General features: G+C 71.5%; 13 protein-coding genes and 1 riboswitch. All 13 genes read left to right on the forward strand.

Annotation, left to right across the window (positions count from 1 at the left end):
- Nucleotides 1-178 precede the first annotated feature (178 nt).
- Complete coding sequence (locus tag ACWCV9_RS28170; RefSeq protein ID WP_450790679.1) at nt 179-805, forward strand: hypothetical protein; 627 nt, start codon at nt 179-181, stop codon at nt 803-805.
- A gap of 38 nt (nt 806-843) precedes the next feature.
- The gene (locus ACWCV9_RS28175) at nt 844-2,337 is read left to right on the forward strand and encodes a protein kinase domain-containing protein (RefSeq protein WP_450790820.1); all 1,494 of its coding nucleotides are present in this window, start codon (nt 844-846) and stop codon (nt 2,335-2,337) included.
- Between the two features lie 170 nt (nt 2,338-2,507).
- Complete coding sequence (locus ACWCV9_RS28180) at nt 2,508-3,161, forward strand: SurA N-terminal domain-containing protein (RefSeq protein ID WP_450790821.1); 654 nt, start codon at nt 2,508-2,510, stop codon at nt 3,159-3,161.
- A 105-nt stretch (nt 3,162-3,266) separates the two neighbouring features.
- On the forward strand, nt 3,267-4,262 hold the full coding sequence (locus tag ACWCV9_RS28185) for a nucleoside triphosphate pyrophosphohydrolase (RefSeq protein WP_450790681.1): 996 nt from the start codon (nt 3,267-3,269) through the stop codon (nt 4,260-4,262).
- Between the two features lie 103 nt (nt 4,263-4,365).
- Nucleotides 4,366-5,646 carry a cytochrome P450 family protein gene (locus tag ACWCV9_RS28190; RefSeq protein WP_450790682.1) on the forward strand — a complete coding sequence of 427 codons (1,281 nt, stop codon included), beginning with the start codon at nt 4,366-4,368 and terminating at the stop codon, nt 5,644-5,646.
- 178 nt (nt 5,647-5,824) lie between these two features.
- Nucleotides 5,825-6,949, forward strand: coding sequence for a transglycosylase family protein (locus ACWCV9_RS28195; RefSeq protein ID WP_450790684.1), 1,125 nt, complete (start codon nt 5,825-5,827; stop codon nt 6,947-6,949).
- 182 nt (nt 6,950-7,131) lie between these two features.
- A riboswitch (cyclic di-AMP (ydaO/yuaA leader) is annotated at nt 7,132-7,304 on the forward strand.
- 3 nt (nt 7,305-7,307) lie between these two features.
- Nucleotides 7,308-8,018, forward strand: coding sequence for a transglycosylase family protein (locus tag ACWCV9_RS28200; RefSeq protein ID WP_450790686.1), 711 nt, complete (start codon nt 7,308-7,310; stop codon nt 8,016-8,018).
- A 393-nt stretch (nt 8,019-8,411) separates the two neighbouring features.
- Entirely contained in the window at nt 8,412-9,692 is a 1,281-nt protein-coding gene (eno, locus tag ACWCV9_RS28205; RefSeq protein ID WP_450790688.1) for a phosphopyruvate hydratase, read from the forward strand.
- Between the two features lie 155 nt (nt 9,693-9,847).
- Nucleotides 9,848-10,324, forward strand: coding sequence for an FtsB family cell division protein (locus ACWCV9_RS28210; protein ID WP_385844897.1), 477 nt, complete (start codon nt 9,848-9,850; stop codon nt 10,322-10,324).
- Nucleotides 10,325-10,420: 96 nt separating this feature from the next.
- Nucleotides 10,421-10,972: a DUF501 domain-containing protein gene (locus ACWCV9_RS28215; protein WP_450790689.1), complete on the forward strand. Its 552-nt coding sequence runs from the start codon at nt 10,421-10,423 to the stop codon at nt 10,970-10,972.
- Nucleotides 10,969-11,910 (forward strand): Ppx/GppA phosphatase family protein, encoded by a 942-nt coding sequence (locus tag ACWCV9_RS28220; protein WP_450790691.1) that lies wholly within the window; start codon nt 10,969-10,971, stop codon nt 11,908-11,910. The genes ACWCV9_RS28215 and ACWCV9_RS28220 overlap by 4 nt, the downstream gene beginning before the upstream one ends.
- Before the next feature lie 444 nt (nt 11,911-12,354).
- The gene (locus ACWCV9_RS28225; protein ID WP_385844893.1) at nt 12,355-13,737 is read left to right on the forward strand and encodes an NAD(P)/FAD-dependent oxidoreductase; all 1,383 of its coding nucleotides are present in this window, start codon (nt 12,355-12,357) and stop codon (nt 13,735-13,737) included.
- Between the two features lie 214 nt (nt 13,738-13,951).
- Complete coding sequence (locus tag ACWCV9_RS28230) at nt 13,952-15,244, forward strand: class I SAM-dependent methyltransferase (protein ID WP_450790692.1); 1,293 nt, start codon at nt 13,952-13,954, stop codon at nt 15,242-15,244.
- Nucleotides 15,245-15,267 lie beyond the last annotated feature (23 nt).

Genomic DNA, 15,267 nt, shown 5'->3' on the forward strand with positions numbered 1-15,267 from the left:
ACCGGCCGTTCCGCCGTGGGCGCCCCGGACAGAGCCCTGGACAACGGTTCGGTACAACGCGGACCGGTTGTCCGCGTCGGGCCATATGCTCGAAGCGACAATCGCACGCCCGGCGTTGCCCGCCCGCGCGGCCCCCGCCGGCGGAACCGCACGCCCGCTGAAGGCAACAGGAGCAGCCATGCAAGGCCACGGCCTCGGACAGCCGGTGAAACAGCCGCCGCACACCGCGTGGCTGGTCATCCTGCGTGTGCTGTTCGTCGGGCTCGGCATCCTCAGCATCGGCTTCCTGTCCTGGGCGATGCTGCTGCGGCTGGCGATCGTCACGCGCCGGGTGCTGGACTGGTGTCTGTTCGGGGCCGTCCTGGTCACCGACATCGTCAGCACCGCGCTGATAGGCAGCGAACCCGGCGACGAGATCACCACCGTCCGGGGCAACGCGGGCATGATCCTCCTGCTGGGCACCCTGGTGGGCACGATCGCGTACTACCTGGCCGCGGAGATCCGCCACTACGGGCTGCGGCAGGAGGCGTACGCGGCCCAGCGGCCGGCGCTGGCGTACAGCTACCCGGGCCCGACGGTCCCGACGGTCCCGTACCTCGCGCCGGGCGTTCCCACTGCTCCGGCTCCGCCGGTCACGCCGCCCGTGCCGGTGGGACCAGCAGCACCGGTGGCCCCCGTGCCCGGGCCGCCGCAGCGCCCGGCCCCCGCGCGGATCGACCAGGTGCGGGCCGAGCTGGACGAGCTGAGCGACTATCTGCGCAAGCACGACGGCCGCCACGAGGGCCACCCCGAGGGCGGACGGTGAGCGTGGCGACCGGACGCGTCGTCGCCGGCCGGTACGAGCTGTCCACGCTCATCGGGCAGGGCGGCATGGGCCAGGTGTGGACGGCGTACGACCAGCGGCTGGACCGGCGCGTGGCGGTGAAGCTGCTGCGCCCGGACAAGGTGGCGGGCCAGGAGGCGGACGAGCTGCGCCGCCGGTTCGTGCGCGAGTGCCGGGTCACCGCGCAGGTCGACCATCCGGGCCTGGTCACGGTGCACGACGCGGGCAGCGAGGGCGAGGAGCTGTTCCTCGTCATGCAGTACGTCGACGGCGCCGACCTGTCCGACCATCTCGCGGAGCACGACCCGTACCCGTGGCAGTGGACGGTCGCGGTGGCCGCGCAACTGTGCGCCGTGCTGAGCGCCGTGCACGCCGTGCCGATCGTCCACCGGGACCTCAAGCCGCGCAATGTGATGGTGAAGCAGGACGGCACGGTCACCGTCCTTGACCTCGGCGTGGCCTCGGTCATGGACACCGACACCACCCGGCTGACCCACACCGGCTCGCCGATCGGCTCGCCCGCCTACATGGCGCCCGAGCAGGCGATGGGCGGCGCGGTCGGCCCGTACACCGACCTGTACGCGCTCGGTGTGCTGATGCACGAACTGCTCAGCGGCGACGTGCCGTTCGTGGGCTCCACGGCGCTGGGCGTGCTGCACCGGCACCTGTACGAGCCCCCGCTGCCGGTGCGCCGGATCCGCCCCGAGGTCCCCGAGGCGCTCGAGACCCTGGTGCTGCGCCTGCTCGCCAAGGACCCGCAGCACCGGCCCGCGTCCGCGCAGGAGGTGTACGAGGACCTGGAGCGGCTGCTGCCCGCGCGTGGGACCCCTACCGGGGCGCCGCTGGACCCCACGCGGCCCTTCCTGCGCCCGCACGCCCCCTGGCCGGACCGCGCGCGGACCCCCGCGCCGCAGCCCGCCCCGGTGGCCCCGGCGCCCGCGGCGGCCGGCAAGCCCGATGTCGCCGCCGCCGTGGACGAGGTCAAGCGGCTGCTGGGGGAGGGGCGCATCACCCAGGCCGTGGACATCCTGGGCGCGATCCTGCCCGCCGCCGCCGAACAGCATGGCGAGCACTCCCCGGTCGTCCGCACACTGCGCAAGCAGTATGCCGCGACGCTCATGGACGACGGCCAGTACCGGCGCGCACTGCCCGAACTGCGCCGGCTCGCCGACGAACGCGCCGCCGAGGCCGGCCAGGCCGACCCGCAGTCGCTGCGCTTCCGCTACGAGGCCGCGCAGTGCCTGGAGCAGCTGGGCGAGCCGGCGGCGGCGCTCGCCGAGTACCGCGCGCTGCTGCCGTACTACGAGAACCAGTACGTCTCCGGTGATCCGCAGCTCGCCCACGAGGTCCGCCGCCGCATCGGCCATCTGCTGCTCGCCCTCGGCGACCGGCCCTCGGCGCACGAGACGCTCGCGCGCCTGCTGATGGACGTGGAGCGCCTCCGGGGCCCCGCCCACCCGCTGGCCGCGGACATCCGCCGTACCCTCCAGTGGCTCGGACAGGTGCGCGGCTAGTTCTTGGTCTCCGCGGGCGGTGCGGCTGGTTCCAGCCTTCTCGGGTGATTCGGTGCCCGAAGTCGTGGTGAATCGTTGGTCGAATGGGTTGGCCGGAGCAGTGCTGCTGCCTACCATCGATCACCGCAAGACTTTGTGCACCGTCGCACAATCTCCCCTTGGAGGTTTCCTTGCACCGCCGCCGTCGCACCGCGCTCGTCCTCACCGCCGCGATCGCCGCCGCGGCGCCCCTCCTGACCGCCTGCGGAAACGATGCGCATCCGGGCGCGGCCGCCGTCGTCGGAGGACAGCGGATCACCGTCGCCCAGCTGGAGAGCCGCGTCAACGAGGTCCGCCGGGCACAGCGGGCCGCGGTGCCGGACGAGAGCCAGTACCAGCAGGTTCTCGCCTCCACCAGCAGCCTCACCCGGGACACCCTGCACAACATGGTGCTCGACCGGGTGCTGCACCGGGCCGCGCAGGACGAGGGCGTCACGGTCACCCGCAAGGAGCTCCAGCAGCTGCGCACCGGCCTGGAGCAGCAGGCGGGCGGCGCCAAGGGGCTGGAGACGGCCTGGCTCCAGAAGTACGGCATCGCGCCGGCCCGCCTGGACGACAATCTGCGGCTCCGGCTGGAGGCGCAGAAGCTCGGCGCCAAGCTCGGCACCGACGCCTCCCAGCCCGCCTTCTGGAAGGCCCTGGCCAAGGCGTCCGCGGAACTCCACGTCGACCTCAACCCGCGCTACGGCGCCTGGGACGTGCAGAAGAGCAGCCGGGTGGACGCGAAGACGCCCTGGGTGCGGGAGGTCACCGAGGTGTCGGGCGGACAGCCGCTCACGGCGTAGGACGCGGCGGAGGAGCCGCGGAGGAGCCGCGGAAGGCCACCAGTCGGTCATACGATCACAGGATCCCGGCGCCCTGTGGATAACCGGATCCGCTCGGGTTCCGCGGTGGGTTACGTTCGGATCGTGAACGAAACCATCGACCCCGGTCGCGTCGTCCTGCTCACCACCAGCCACCGGGTCGCGCCCGGCCTGCTGTCCTGGCCCGCCTGGCAGGCCCTGCACGCCGCCGACGCCGTGCTCTGCGCGGACGGCGCGCACCCGCAGCTGCCCTATCTGCGGGAGGCGGGGATAGCGGTGGCCGAGGCCGCCCCCACCGCGCAGGAGCTGGTCGACGCCTGTGCGGGTGGGCGGACGGTGGTGGTCGTGGCGACCGGCGAGGGCGAGCCCGCGCTCACCGACGGCCTGGCCCGGCTGGCCGGCTCCGGCCGTGTCGCCATGCCGGAGCTGGAGCTCCTGCCCGCCTCCTACGACCTGCCGGGCGCGCGCGTGCTCGACCTCGTCCAGGTGATGGACCAGATCCGGGCCGAGTGCCCGTGGTCCTCCCGGCAGACCCACGAGGGCCTGGCCAAGCACGGCATCGAGGAGATGTACGAGCTGGTCGAGGCGATCGAGGCCGGGGACCGGGTGGAGCTGCGCGAGGAGCTGGGCGACGTCCTGCTCCAGGTGGTCTTCCACTCCCGGATCGCCGAGGAGCACCCGGACGCGCCGTTCTCCATCGACGACGTGGCCGGCGGCATCGTCGCCAAGCTGATCCACCGCCACCCGCATGTCTTCGGCGACGAGAAAGCCGAGACGCCGGAGGACGTCAAGGCGCACTGGCTGCGCACCAAGGCCGAGGAGAAGCAGCGCGACTCGGTCACCGAGGGCGTCCCGCTCGGCCAGCCCGGCCTGGCCCTCGCCGCCAAGCTCGCCTCCCGCGCCCGCACGGCCGGCCTGGACGTCCCGCTGCCCACGGGCGAGGGCGTCGGCTATGAACTCCTCGCCCTGGCCGCCCACGCCGAGGCGAACGGCACCGACCCGGAGGCGGCCCTGCGCGCGGCGGCCCGGGTCTACCGGGACGCGATACGGGCGGCGGAGGGACTGCCGGAGGAGAAGGCCTGACAGGCACGAGAAGGTGCAACAAGGGGAGAAGGCGTACTAGGGGAGAAGGCGTAACAAGGGGGAGGCGCGAGGGGAAGGGGGCGCAGCCGGATACCGTCGAGAGGTGACCGAGCTGCCCCACCCCCCGACCACCCCCGACGCGACCCCCGCCCTCTTCAGCTGGGAGTTCGCCGCCGACCCCTACCCCGCCTACGCGTGGCTGCGGGAGCACGCGCCGGTGCGGTGGACCCGGTTGCCCAGCGGGGTGGAGGCCTGGTTGGTCACCCGGTACGCCGATGCCAAGCAGGCCCTCGCCGACCAGCGGCTCAGCAAGAACCCGGCGCACCACGACGAGCCCGCGCACGCCAAGGGGAAGACCGGTATCCCCGGTGAGCGCAAGGCCGAGCTGATGACGCATCTGCTGAACATCGACCCGCCGGACCACACGCGGCTGCGCCGGCTGGTGAGCAAGGCGTTCACGCCCCGCCGGGTCGCCGAGTTCGCGCCCCGGGTGCAGGAGCTGACCGACCACCTCATCGACGGGTTCGCGGCCCGGGGCTCGGCCGACCTCATCCACGAGTTCGCCTTCCCGCTGCCCATCTACGCCATCTGCGACCTGCTCGGTGTCCCGCGCGAGGACCAGGACGACTTCCGGGACTGGGCGGGGATGATGATCCGGCACGGCGGCGGCCCCCGGGGCGGGGTCGCGCGGTCCGTCAAGAAGATGCGCGGCTACCTCGCCGAGCTGATCCACAAGAAGCGCGCGGCGCTGCCCGCGGAGCCGGTGCCCGGCGAGGACCTCATCTCCGGTCTCATCCGCGCCTCCGACCACGGCGAGCACCTCACCGAGAACGAGGCCGCGGCGATGGCGTTCATCCTGCTGTTCGCCGGGTTCGAGACGACCGTCAACCTCATCGGCAACGGCACCTACGCGCTGCTCACCCACCCCGGCCAGCGGACCCGGCTCCAGGAGTCCCTGGCCCGCGGCGAGCGGGATCTGCTGGAGACCGGTGTCGAGGAGCTGCTGCGCTTCGACGGCCCGGTGGAGCTGGCCACCTGGCGGTTCGCCACCGAGCCGCTGACCATCGGCGGCCAGGACATCGCCCCCGGCGACCCGGTGCTCGTGGTGCTCGCCGCCGCCGACCGGGACCCGGAGCGGTTCGCCGACCCGGATGTGCTGGACCTCGGCCGGCGGGACAACCAGCACCTCGGCTACGGCCACGGCATCCACTACTGCCTGGGCGCCCCGCTCGCCCGGCTGGAGGGCCAGAGCGCGCTCGCGACCCTGTTCACCCGCCTGCCCGACCTGCGGCTCGCGGCCGATCCGGCCGAGCTGCGCTGGCGCGGCGGGCTCATCATGCGGGGCCTGCGCACCCTGCCGGTGGAGTTCACGCCGGGCGCCTGAACACCGGCCGCCCCGATACCCCGCGGGGCGAGATGACACACCATCAGCTCTGTGATCTTCACGTGATCTGCGCGGCATGAACTTGTGACAAGTGATCGTTGCCGATACGTTCACCCATCAGCGTGGCGCCCCGCACCAACCGCCACGCCGCTCCTGTTGTCGCACGAAAGGCTTCCGCATGCTCTCCGGGAACGGTCGTCACCGTCGCCCCCGTCAGGCTCCGGCCCTCCTCGTCGCGGCCGGAGTGACCGGCTCCGCCATCGCGATCCCGCTCCTCGGCGCCGCGAGCGCCAACGCGGCCGACGGCACCACCTGGGACAAGGTCGCCGAGTGCGAGAGCGGCGGCTCCTGGAGCGCGAACACCGGCAACGGGTACTACGGCGGTCTCCAGATATCCCAGGACGACTGGGCCAAGTACGGCGGCACGCGCTACGCCAGCAGCCCCGACCAGGCGAGCCGCTCGCAGCAGATCGCCGTCGCCGAGAAGATCCTCGCCGACAAGGGCACCACGCCCTGGGCCACCTGCGCCCTGCTGTCCGGGCTGACCGCGAACTCCGGCTCGGTGGACGTCGACACGGGCGTCGGCGGCTCCGGCGGCACCGGCGGCACGGGCGACTCGTCCGGTTCCACGGACGGCTCCGGTTCGTCCGGCTCGTCGGATGCGGGTACGCCGTCCGACCCGACGACGGGCTCGACCGGCTCGGCGGACTCGACGGGCTCGCCGTCCGGTTCCGGTTCCGGCACGGACAGCGGCACCGGCTCCGGCGGCGCCGGCTCCTCCGGCCCCTCCACCTCGACCCAGGACCCCGCCTCGACCCCCTCCTCGGGTACGGGCAAGGATTCCGGCGCGCACCACGGCAAGGCGCACGGCTCCACCCCGAGCGGCACCCCGAAGCCGGGCACCTCCGCGCCGACCGGCAGCCAGAACCCCAAGGAAAGCGACACTTCCACCCCGGACACGCCGGAAGCGGACGATCCGGACCCGACCCAGCAGAGCGCCGGCTCCTGGAGCCTGGTGGACACCGGTTCGCTCAGCAGTGGCGGGCGTCACCGTGGGGACAGTGCGGACGAAAACGTGACAAACGGTCAGAACGACGCCGCTTCGGGCCGCCATGCCTCCCGTCGGCCGGACACCTACACCGTGCGCGCGGGGGACTCTCTCACCTCCATTGCGGACTCCCTTGGGGTCGACGGCGGATGGCATGCCCTCTACGCCGAGAACCAGAAGTCCATCGGGTCCGACCCGAACGACATCAGTGCCGGTCAGACGCTGAAAGTCGGTACCGAAACGGGCGTAAATTAGGGCCAGTTGACGCCCTGCTTGATCGCTAATGTCCGTTTTGGCGAAAGTGTGGGATGAGTCTCAGAAGCCCTGATCGTCTTTGAAATTCCGCCGATCGCGTGTCTACGGTCAGGACCGCTCGCCACCGCGAGCCCCGGCGGTCGCAACGCCGAATCCTGCCAGCGGCCACCCGGGAACAGTCGTCGCTTCGAGCGCCGCAGGCAGGAGCGGGGGAACCAAGGTAGGTGCCGTGACCGGCCGTTGAGGCCGGAACCGGCTTGGGGTGAAGCCGCGCCCCGCGCAAGCGGAGTGCGGCCGGGCAACTCAACCGGCCCGAACCCGACAGCTCACCTCGCAGGCGTCGGTGAGGGGATGATCCATGCTGTTTTCCGGCAAGGGCAAGCACCGTCGTCCGTCCAAGGCCGTCCGCGCCGTCGCACTCGCCGGTGTCGCCGGCGCCGCCGTCGCCGCCCCGCTGATGGCGGCCGGCAACGCCTCCGCCGCCACCGCCTCCCAGTGGGACGCCGTCGCCCAGTGCGAGTCCGGCGGCAACTGGGCCATCAACACCGGCAACGGCTTCTACGGCGGTCTTCAGTTCTCCGCCTCCACCTGGGCCGCGTACGGCGGCACCGCCTACGCCTCGACCGCCGACAAGGCCAGCAAGGCGCAGCAGATCTCCGTCGCCGAGAAGGTCCTCGCCGCGCAGGGCAAGGGTGCCTGGCCGGTCTGCGGCACGGGCCTGACGAGCACGCCGTACAACGGCTCCGCCCCGGCCGGCGGCTCCACGACCAAGAGCACCGGCTCCACGACCAAGAGCACCGGCACCACCAGCCGCTCCACCGACGGGCAGGCCGCCACCCGCTCCACCCAGCGCACCACCCCGTCCCCGAGCAAGACCGTGACCACGCCGACCGGCAAGAAGGTCAAGAAGGGCGACGGCGAGTACAAGGTGGTCGCGGGCGACACCCTCAGCACCATCGCCGAGAAGCACCACGTCCAGGGCGGCTGGAAGAAGCTGTTCGACCTGAACAAGGACATCGTCACGGACGCCGACCTGATCTACCCGGGCCAGCAGCTGCACCTGAAGTGACCTGCGGCCCCGCGCAGAGCCACAGCGCCCTCACCACCGGGCCCCCCACACTCGCAGCCGAGTGAAGCCCCGGTGAGGGCCGACCCCCCGTCCCCGCGGGCCCCCCGCCCCGGCGCGTTCTCCCCCGTACGCGCCGGGGCGGGGCTTTTCCATGACCGGCCCCCGGCCGCTCCGGGCCGGCCGGGCTCTTTGCCGAGCCGTCGTCCGCTGTTCTTCCGCACCCCCCTTTGTTCCGACGGTGAACAATGGGTACCGTCTGCGTGTCCTTCCCCGTCCACGGGCCGGTCGGTCGGCTGGCCGATGGCCCTGGGGCGGTTAGGCTCTAGTCGCAAGGCACAGCCGTAAGGCAGACCGCCCCGAACTTCCAGCGTCACATCCAAGAAGGAGATGCTCGTGCCGTCCATCGACGTCGTCGTAGCCCGGGAAATCCTGGACTCCCGAGGCAACCCCACGGTCGAGGTCGAGGTCGGCCTCGACGACGGCAGCACGGGTCGTGCCGCCGTCCCGTCCGGCGCCTCGACCGGCGCCTTCGAGGCCATCGAGCTCCGCGACGGCGACCCGAACCGCTACCAGGGCAAGGGTGTCGAGAAGGCCGTCCTGGCCGTCATCGAGCAGATCGGCCCCGAGCTGGTCGGCTACGACGCCACCGAGCAGCGCCTGATCGACCAGGCCATGTTCGACCTGGACGCCACCGACAACAAGGGCTCCCTCGGCGCCAACGCCATCCTCGGCGTCTCCCTCGCCGTCGCCCACGCCGCCTCCGAGGCCAGCGACCTCCCCCTCTTCCGCTACCTGGGCGGCCCGAACGCGCACCTGCTGCCGGTGCCGATGATGAACATCCTGAACGGCGGCTCGCACGCCGACTCCAACGTGGACATCCAGGAGTTCATGATCGCCCCGATCGGCGCGGAGTCCTTCTCCGAGGCCCTGCGCTGGGGTGCCGAGGTCTACCACACCCTGAAGAAGGTGCTGAAGAACAAGGGCCTGGCCACCGGCCTCGGCGACGAGGGCGGCTTCGCCCCGAACCTCGGCTCCAACCGTGAGGCCCTGGACCTCATCCTGGAGGCGATCAAGGAGGCCGGCTACACCCCCGGCGAGCAGATCGCCCTCGCCCTCGACGTGGCCGCGTCCGAGTTCTACAAGGACGGCTCCTACGTCTTCGAGGGCAAGAACCGCTCGGCCGCCGAGATGACCGAGTACTACGCCGAGCTGGTCGAGGCGTACCCGCTGGTCTCCATCGAGGACCCGCTGTTCGAGGACGACTGGGACGGCTGGAAGACCATCACCGACAAGCTCGGTGACAAGGTCCAGCTGGTCGGCGACGACCTGTTCGTCACCAACCCCGAGCGCCTCGCCCGCGGCATCGAGGAGGGCACCGCCAACGCCCTGCTGGTCAAGGTCAACCAGATCGGCTCGCTGACCGAGACCCTGGACGCCGTCGAGCTGGCCCAGCGCAACGGCTTCAAGTGCATGATGTCCCACCGCTCCGGCGAGACCGAGGACGTCACCATCGCCGACCTGGCCGTCGCCACCAACTGCGGCCAGATCAAGACCGGCGCCCCGGCCCGCTCCGAGCGCGTCGCCAAGTACAACCAGCTGCTGCGCATCGAGGAGATCCTCGACGACGCCGCGGTGTACGCCGGCCGCAGCGCCTTCCCGCGCTTCAAGGGCTGAGCCGGCAGAGAGCCGAGCCGGCAGAGGGCTGAGCCAGTAGGGGCTAAGTCCTCGCCAGTCGTACGTACGTCCCCGTACCCGGTCCCGTACCGTGTCCGGGGACGTACGCACGTGTGCGAGCAGCAGGCGACAGACAAGGGGAGGCGGTACGCCAGATGGCCGTGAAGGACCGGGACCGTTTCTCCACCGCGACCAGGCTGCGGCTGCTCGGCGAGCAGACGGCGGCCCGGGTCTACCGCTCCCAGACCAAACGGCAGGCCCGCCGCTCCCGGCTCACCGGACGGGCGGCGCTGCTCGCGCTGGTGCTGTGCTCGCTGATCGTCGCCCTCGCCTACCCGATGCGGCAGTACGTCTCCCAGCGCGCCCAGATCTCCGACCTCCAGCGGCAGCAGGAACAGGCGCGCGAGCGCGTGGAGCAGCTGCGCGACCTCAAGGCGCGCTGGCAGGACGACTCCTACGCCGAGCAGCAGATCCGGCGGCGGCTGCACTACGTGATGCCCGGCGAGACCGGGTACGTGGTGGTCGACCCCGGCGCGGCCCGGCAGTCCCGTACCGACCTGCGCGCCGCCCACCGGCCCTGGTACGCGAACGTCTGGGACGGGATCGACAAGTCCGACGCCTCCGACCAGTGACCGGTACCGTCGGCTGAGCAGCAGCCTCGGCCATCGGCCGGCCACCGACGACACGTCCTCGGCCGGCCACCGACAGAAAGTCTTTCGAAAGCAGTCATGGAAACGCCTCCGCCGCCCACTCCGCGCACCGAGCCCACCGACGCGGACGTCGAGGCCTTCAAGCAGCAGCTGGGCCGCCCGCCGCGGGGCCTTCGGGCCATCGCGCACCGCTGCCCGTGCGGTCAGCCGGACGTCGTGGAGACGGCTCCCCGGCTCCCCGACGGCACGCCCTTCCCGACGCTGTACTACCTGACGTGCCCCAAGGCGTCCTCCGCCATCGGCACGCTGGAGGCGAACGGCGTGATGAAGGAGATGTCCGAGCGTCTTCAGAGCGACCCGGAGCTGGCCGCCGCCTACCGGGCCGCGCACGAGGACTACATCCGGCGCCGGGACGAGATCGAGGTGCTCCAGGGCTTCCCGAGCGCGGGCGGCATGCCGGACCGGGTGAAGTGCCTGCACGTCCTGGTGGCCCACTCGCTGGCCGCCGGGCCGGGCGTGAACCCGCTCGGCGACGAGGCGCTCGCGATGCTGCCGGAGTGGTGGCGCAAGGGCGCGTGCGTGACGCTCGACCAGGCCGGGCCCGACCACACCGAGGGGGAGAACAAGTGACCCGTGTCGCCGCCATCGACTGCGGTACGAACTCGATCCGTCTGCTGGTCGCGGACGCCGACCCGGCCACCGGTGAACTGGTCGACCTGGACCGGCGGATGACGATCGTGCGGCTCGGCCAGGGCGTCGACCGCACCGGCCGGCTCGCGCCCGAGGCGCTGGAGCGGACGTTCGCCGCGTGCCGCGAGTATGCGGAGATCATCAAGAAGCACGGCGCCGAGCGGCTCCGCTTCGTGGCGACCTCGGCCTCCCGGGACGCCGAGAACCGCGACGACTTCGTGCGCGGTGTGCTGGACATCCTCGGGGTCGAGCCGGAGGTCATCAGCGGCGACCAGGAGGCCGAGTACTCCTTCATGGGCGCCACCAAGGACCTGAAGAGCCGGGACGACCTCGCCAGGCCGTATCTGGTCGTGGACATCGGCGGCGGCTCCACGGAGTTCGTGGTCGGCGAGGAGCACGCCCGGGCCGCGCGGTCCGTGGACATCGGCTGTGTCCGGATGACCGAGCGGCACCTGGTGCGGGACGGCAAGGTGACCGACCCGCCGACCGAGGAGCAGATCGCCGCGATAAGGGCCGACATCGAGGCCGCGCTCGACCTGGCCGAGCAGACGGTGCCGCTGCGCGAGGCCCGGACCCTGGTGGGTCTGGCCGGCTCGGTCACGTCGGTCTCCGCGATCGCCCAGGAGCTGCCGGAGTACGACTCCGAGCGCGTCCACCACTCCGTGGTCGGCTACGAGCGGGTCCGGGAGATCACCGAGTGGCTGCTGCGCTCGACGCACGCCGAGCGCGCGGCGATCCCCTCGCTGCATCCGGGGCGGGTGGACGTGATCGGGGCGGGCGCCCTGGTGCTGCTCGCGATCATGGAGCGGATCGGCGCCGAGGAGGTCATCGTCAGCGAGCACGACATCCTCGACGGGACCGCGTGGTCGGTGGCGTAGCTCTCTTTTGTTACTGACCAGTAGCCGTCGGCTGAGCAGGTCGGATAACGTTTGAGCGACTTCGGGGGGCCCTGCGGGGCCCCTCGGTGACGAGCCGCCGGGAACCTTCGTGAAGTTCTTCACAAGATATTGCCCCCCGGCGGGCCGTCGAAGGGGGCCACTAGGCCCTTCCGGGGGGTCAAGAGCCGTTTGAACATGTTCAGATGGCAGGCGCGAGAAGGCCTCGGAGAGGGTTGTTCCGAGGGTGTTCCGACACCCTCACGCACCCCCCGGGTGCCCGGAGAGGCAGCTCACGCGGCATTGACAACGGGGCGAACCGGTTCACGGTTCCCCGAGCACGCCATGATCTGCGTCACGCGGGTCGGGGAGTGTAGCACAGGCCCTGTCGGACCTTGTGAAGGGGCGCACGAGCGACCCCCTCCCGGCGGGTGGATACTCGATGCCATGAGCACCACGGAGCGTCCCAGGATCCTCGTAGTAGGCGGTGGGTACGTAGGCCTGTACGCAGCTCGGCGCATCCTCAAGAAGATGCGCTACGGCGAGGCGACCGTCACGGTCGTCGACCCCCGGTCGTACATGACCTACCAGCCCTTCCTCCCCGAAGCCGCCGCCGGCAACATCTCCCCTCGCCACGTCGTCGTCCCGCTGCGACGCGTGCTGCCGAAGGCGGAGGTCCTCACCGGCCGGGTCACCACCATCGACCAGGACCGCAAGGTCGCCACGATCGCCCCGCTGGTGGGCGAGGCGTACGAGCTGCCCTTCGACTACCTGGTCATCGCCATGGGCGCGGTCTCCCGCACCTTCCCGATCCCCGGCCTCGCCGAGCAGGGCATCGGCATGAAGGGCATCGAGGAGTCCATCGGCCTGCGCAACCACGTGCTGGAGCAGCTGGACAAGGCCGACTCCACGACCGACGAGGAGATCCGCCGCAGGGCGCTCACCTTCGTCTTCATCGGCGGTGGCTTCGCGGGCGCGGAGACCATCGGCGAGGTCGAGGACATGGCCCGCGACGCGGCCAAGTACTACAAGAACGTGTCCCGTGAGGACATGCGGTTCATCCTCGTCGACGCCGCCGACAAGATCCTTCCCGAGGTCGGCCCCAAGCTCGGCCAGTACGGCAAGGAGCACCTGGAGAGCCGGGGCGTGGAGATCTACCTCTCCACCTCCATGGACTCCTGCGTCGACGGCCACGTGGTGCTGAAGAACGGCCTCGAGGTCGACGCCAACACCATCGTGTGGACCGCCGGCGTCAAGCCGAACCCGGCCCTCGCCCGCTTCGGTCTGCCGCTCGGCCCGCGCGGTCACGTGGACTGCGAGCCCACCCTCCAGGTCAAGGGCACGGACTACATCTGGGCCGCCGGTGACAACGCACAGGTCCCGGACCTCGTCGGCCGCAAGGCGGGCAACGAGAACGCCTGGTGCCCGCCGAACGCCCAGCACGCGCTGCGCCAGGCCCGGGTCCTCGGCGACAACGTGGTCTCCGGCATGCGGGGCTTCCCGCAGAAGGAGTACTCGCACGCCAACAAGGGTGCGGTCGCCGGTCTCGGCCTGCACAAGGGCGTGGCGATGATCGTCATGGGCAAGATGAAGATCAAGCTCAAGGGCCGTCTCGCCTGGTACATGCACCGTGGCTACCACGGTCTGGCGATGCCGACCTGGAACCGCAAGATCCGCGTCTTCGCCGACTGGACCCTCGGCATGTTCCTCAAGCGCGAGGTCGTCTCCCTGGGCGCCATGGAGAACCCGCGCGAGGAGTTCTACGAGGCCGCCAAGCCGGCGCCGGTCGCCGCCGCCGGCAAGACCGAGGCGAAGGCCAAGGCCTCCTGACCTCCCCCGGTCGCTGAACAGCCGTACGGCCGAACCAACCGAAGGACCTCCTGCCATCCGTGGTGCGGGAGGTCCTTCGGCGTTCCCGGGGATACTCCTGCGGCGCGTCCCTGGCAGGAAACGGCCAGTCGGCCCGGTGCGGGACTACGAATGAGGGCTCCGGGTGTTTACGTGCCAACCGGCATCCGGGATCGTCGTCTTGGAGGTGTGCGCCATGGCCGACGCCGCGTCGCGGCTGAGGAGTCTTGCCGAGCAGCTGCTGGGAGTCCCGCTCCCGGTGAGGATCAGGGCCTGGGACGGCTCCGAGGCGGGGCCGGCCGATGCGCCGGCGCTCGTCGTACGCAACCGGCGCGCCCTGCGCCGGATGCTCTTCAAGCCGGGCGAACTGGGCCTGGCCCGCGCCTGGGTGGCCGGGGACCTGGACATCGAGGGCGACCTGTACACCGCGCTGGACGCGATGGCCGGGCTGGTCTGGGAGCGCGACGAGGACGCGCCCGGCCTCCTCCAGACCCTGCGCGACCCCGCCGTCCGGGCCGCCGGCCGCGAGCTGCTGAAGCTCGCCGGCCCGCCGGTGCCGCCGGCCCCGCCGAGCGAGGAGGTCCGCCGGCCCCGCCGGGGGCTGCACACCCGGCGCACCGACAAGCGGGCCATCAGCCACCACTACGACGTCGGCAACGACTTCTACGAGCTGGTCCTCGGCCCCTCCATGGTGTACTCCTGCGCCTACTGGGAGGACGGCGGAACCCTGGAGAACGCCCAGCGCGACAAGCTGGAACTGGTCTGCCGCAAGCTGGGCCTGAAGGAGGGTCAGCGGCTGCTGGACGTCGGCTGCGGCTGGGGCTCGATGGCCATCCACGCGGCCCGCGAGCACGGCGTCAGCGTCGTCGGGATCACCCTGTCGCAGGAACAGGCCGCGTACGCCCGCAAGCGCGTCGCGGACGAGGGACTGACCGACCGGGTGGAGATCCGGGTCCAGGACTACCGGGACGTCGTGGACGGCCCCTTTGACGCGATCTCCTCCATCGGCATGGCCGAACACGTCGGCGCCGAACGCTATCTGGAGTACGCGCGCCAGCTGTACGCCCTGCTGAAGCCCGGCGGCCGGCTGCTCAACCACCAGATCGCCCGCCGCCCCCAGCGCGACGAAGCGGCCTACGAGGTGGACGCGTTCATCGACGCCTACGTCTTCCCCGACGGCGAACTCGCCCCCGTCGGCACCACCGTCACCCAGCTGGAGCGGGCCGGGTTCGAGGTGCGGGACGTGGAGGCGATCCGCGAGCACTACGCCCGCACCCTGCGCCGCTGGGTGGCCAACCTGGAGGCCGGCTGGGACCGCGCGGTCGGCCTGACCAGCCCCGGCCGGGCCCGGGTCTGGCTGCTGTACATGGCCGCCTGCGCGCTCGCCTTCGAGCGCAACCGCATCGGCGTCAACCAGGTCCTGGCGATCCGCACCCCCGACTCCGGCGCCCCCGGGCTGCCGCTGCGGACCCGCACCTGGACCGCCTGATCCTCTGGGTACGACGGAAAGGG

This window comes from Streptomyces sp. NPDC001606 (assembly GCF_053596835.1).

Bases quoted from the DNA above. Each gene is read 5' to 3' on its own strand.
- ACWCV9_RS28170 (WP_450790679.1), top strand. From the start codon at position 179: ATGCAAGGCCACGGCCTCGGACAGCCGGTGAAACAGCCGCCGCACACC.
- ACWCV9_RS28195 (WP_450790684.1), top strand. From the start codon at position 5,825: ATGCTCTCCGGGAACGGTCGTCACCGTCGCCCCCGTCAGGCTCCGGCC.
- ACWCV9_RS28200 (WP_450790686.1), top strand. From the start codon at position 7,308: ATGCTGTTTTCCGGCAAGGGCAAGCACCGTCGTCCGTCCAAGGCCGTC.
- ACWCV9_RS28210 (WP_385844897.1), top strand. From the start codon at position 9,848: ATGGCCGTGAAGGACCGGGACCGTTTCTCCACCGCGACCAGGCTGCGG.
- ACWCV9_RS28215 (WP_450790689.1), top strand. From the start codon at position 10,421: ATGGAAACGCCTCCGCCGCCCACTCCGCGCACCGAGCCCACCGACGCG.
- ACWCV9_RS28225 (WP_385844893.1), top strand. From the start codon at position 12,355: ATGAGCACCACGGAGCGTCCCAGGATCCTCGTAGTAGGCGGTGGGTAC.
- ACWCV9_RS28230 (WP_450790692.1), top strand. From the start codon at position 13,952: ATGGCCGACGCCGCGTCGCGGCTGAGGAGTCTTGCCGAGCAGCTGCTG.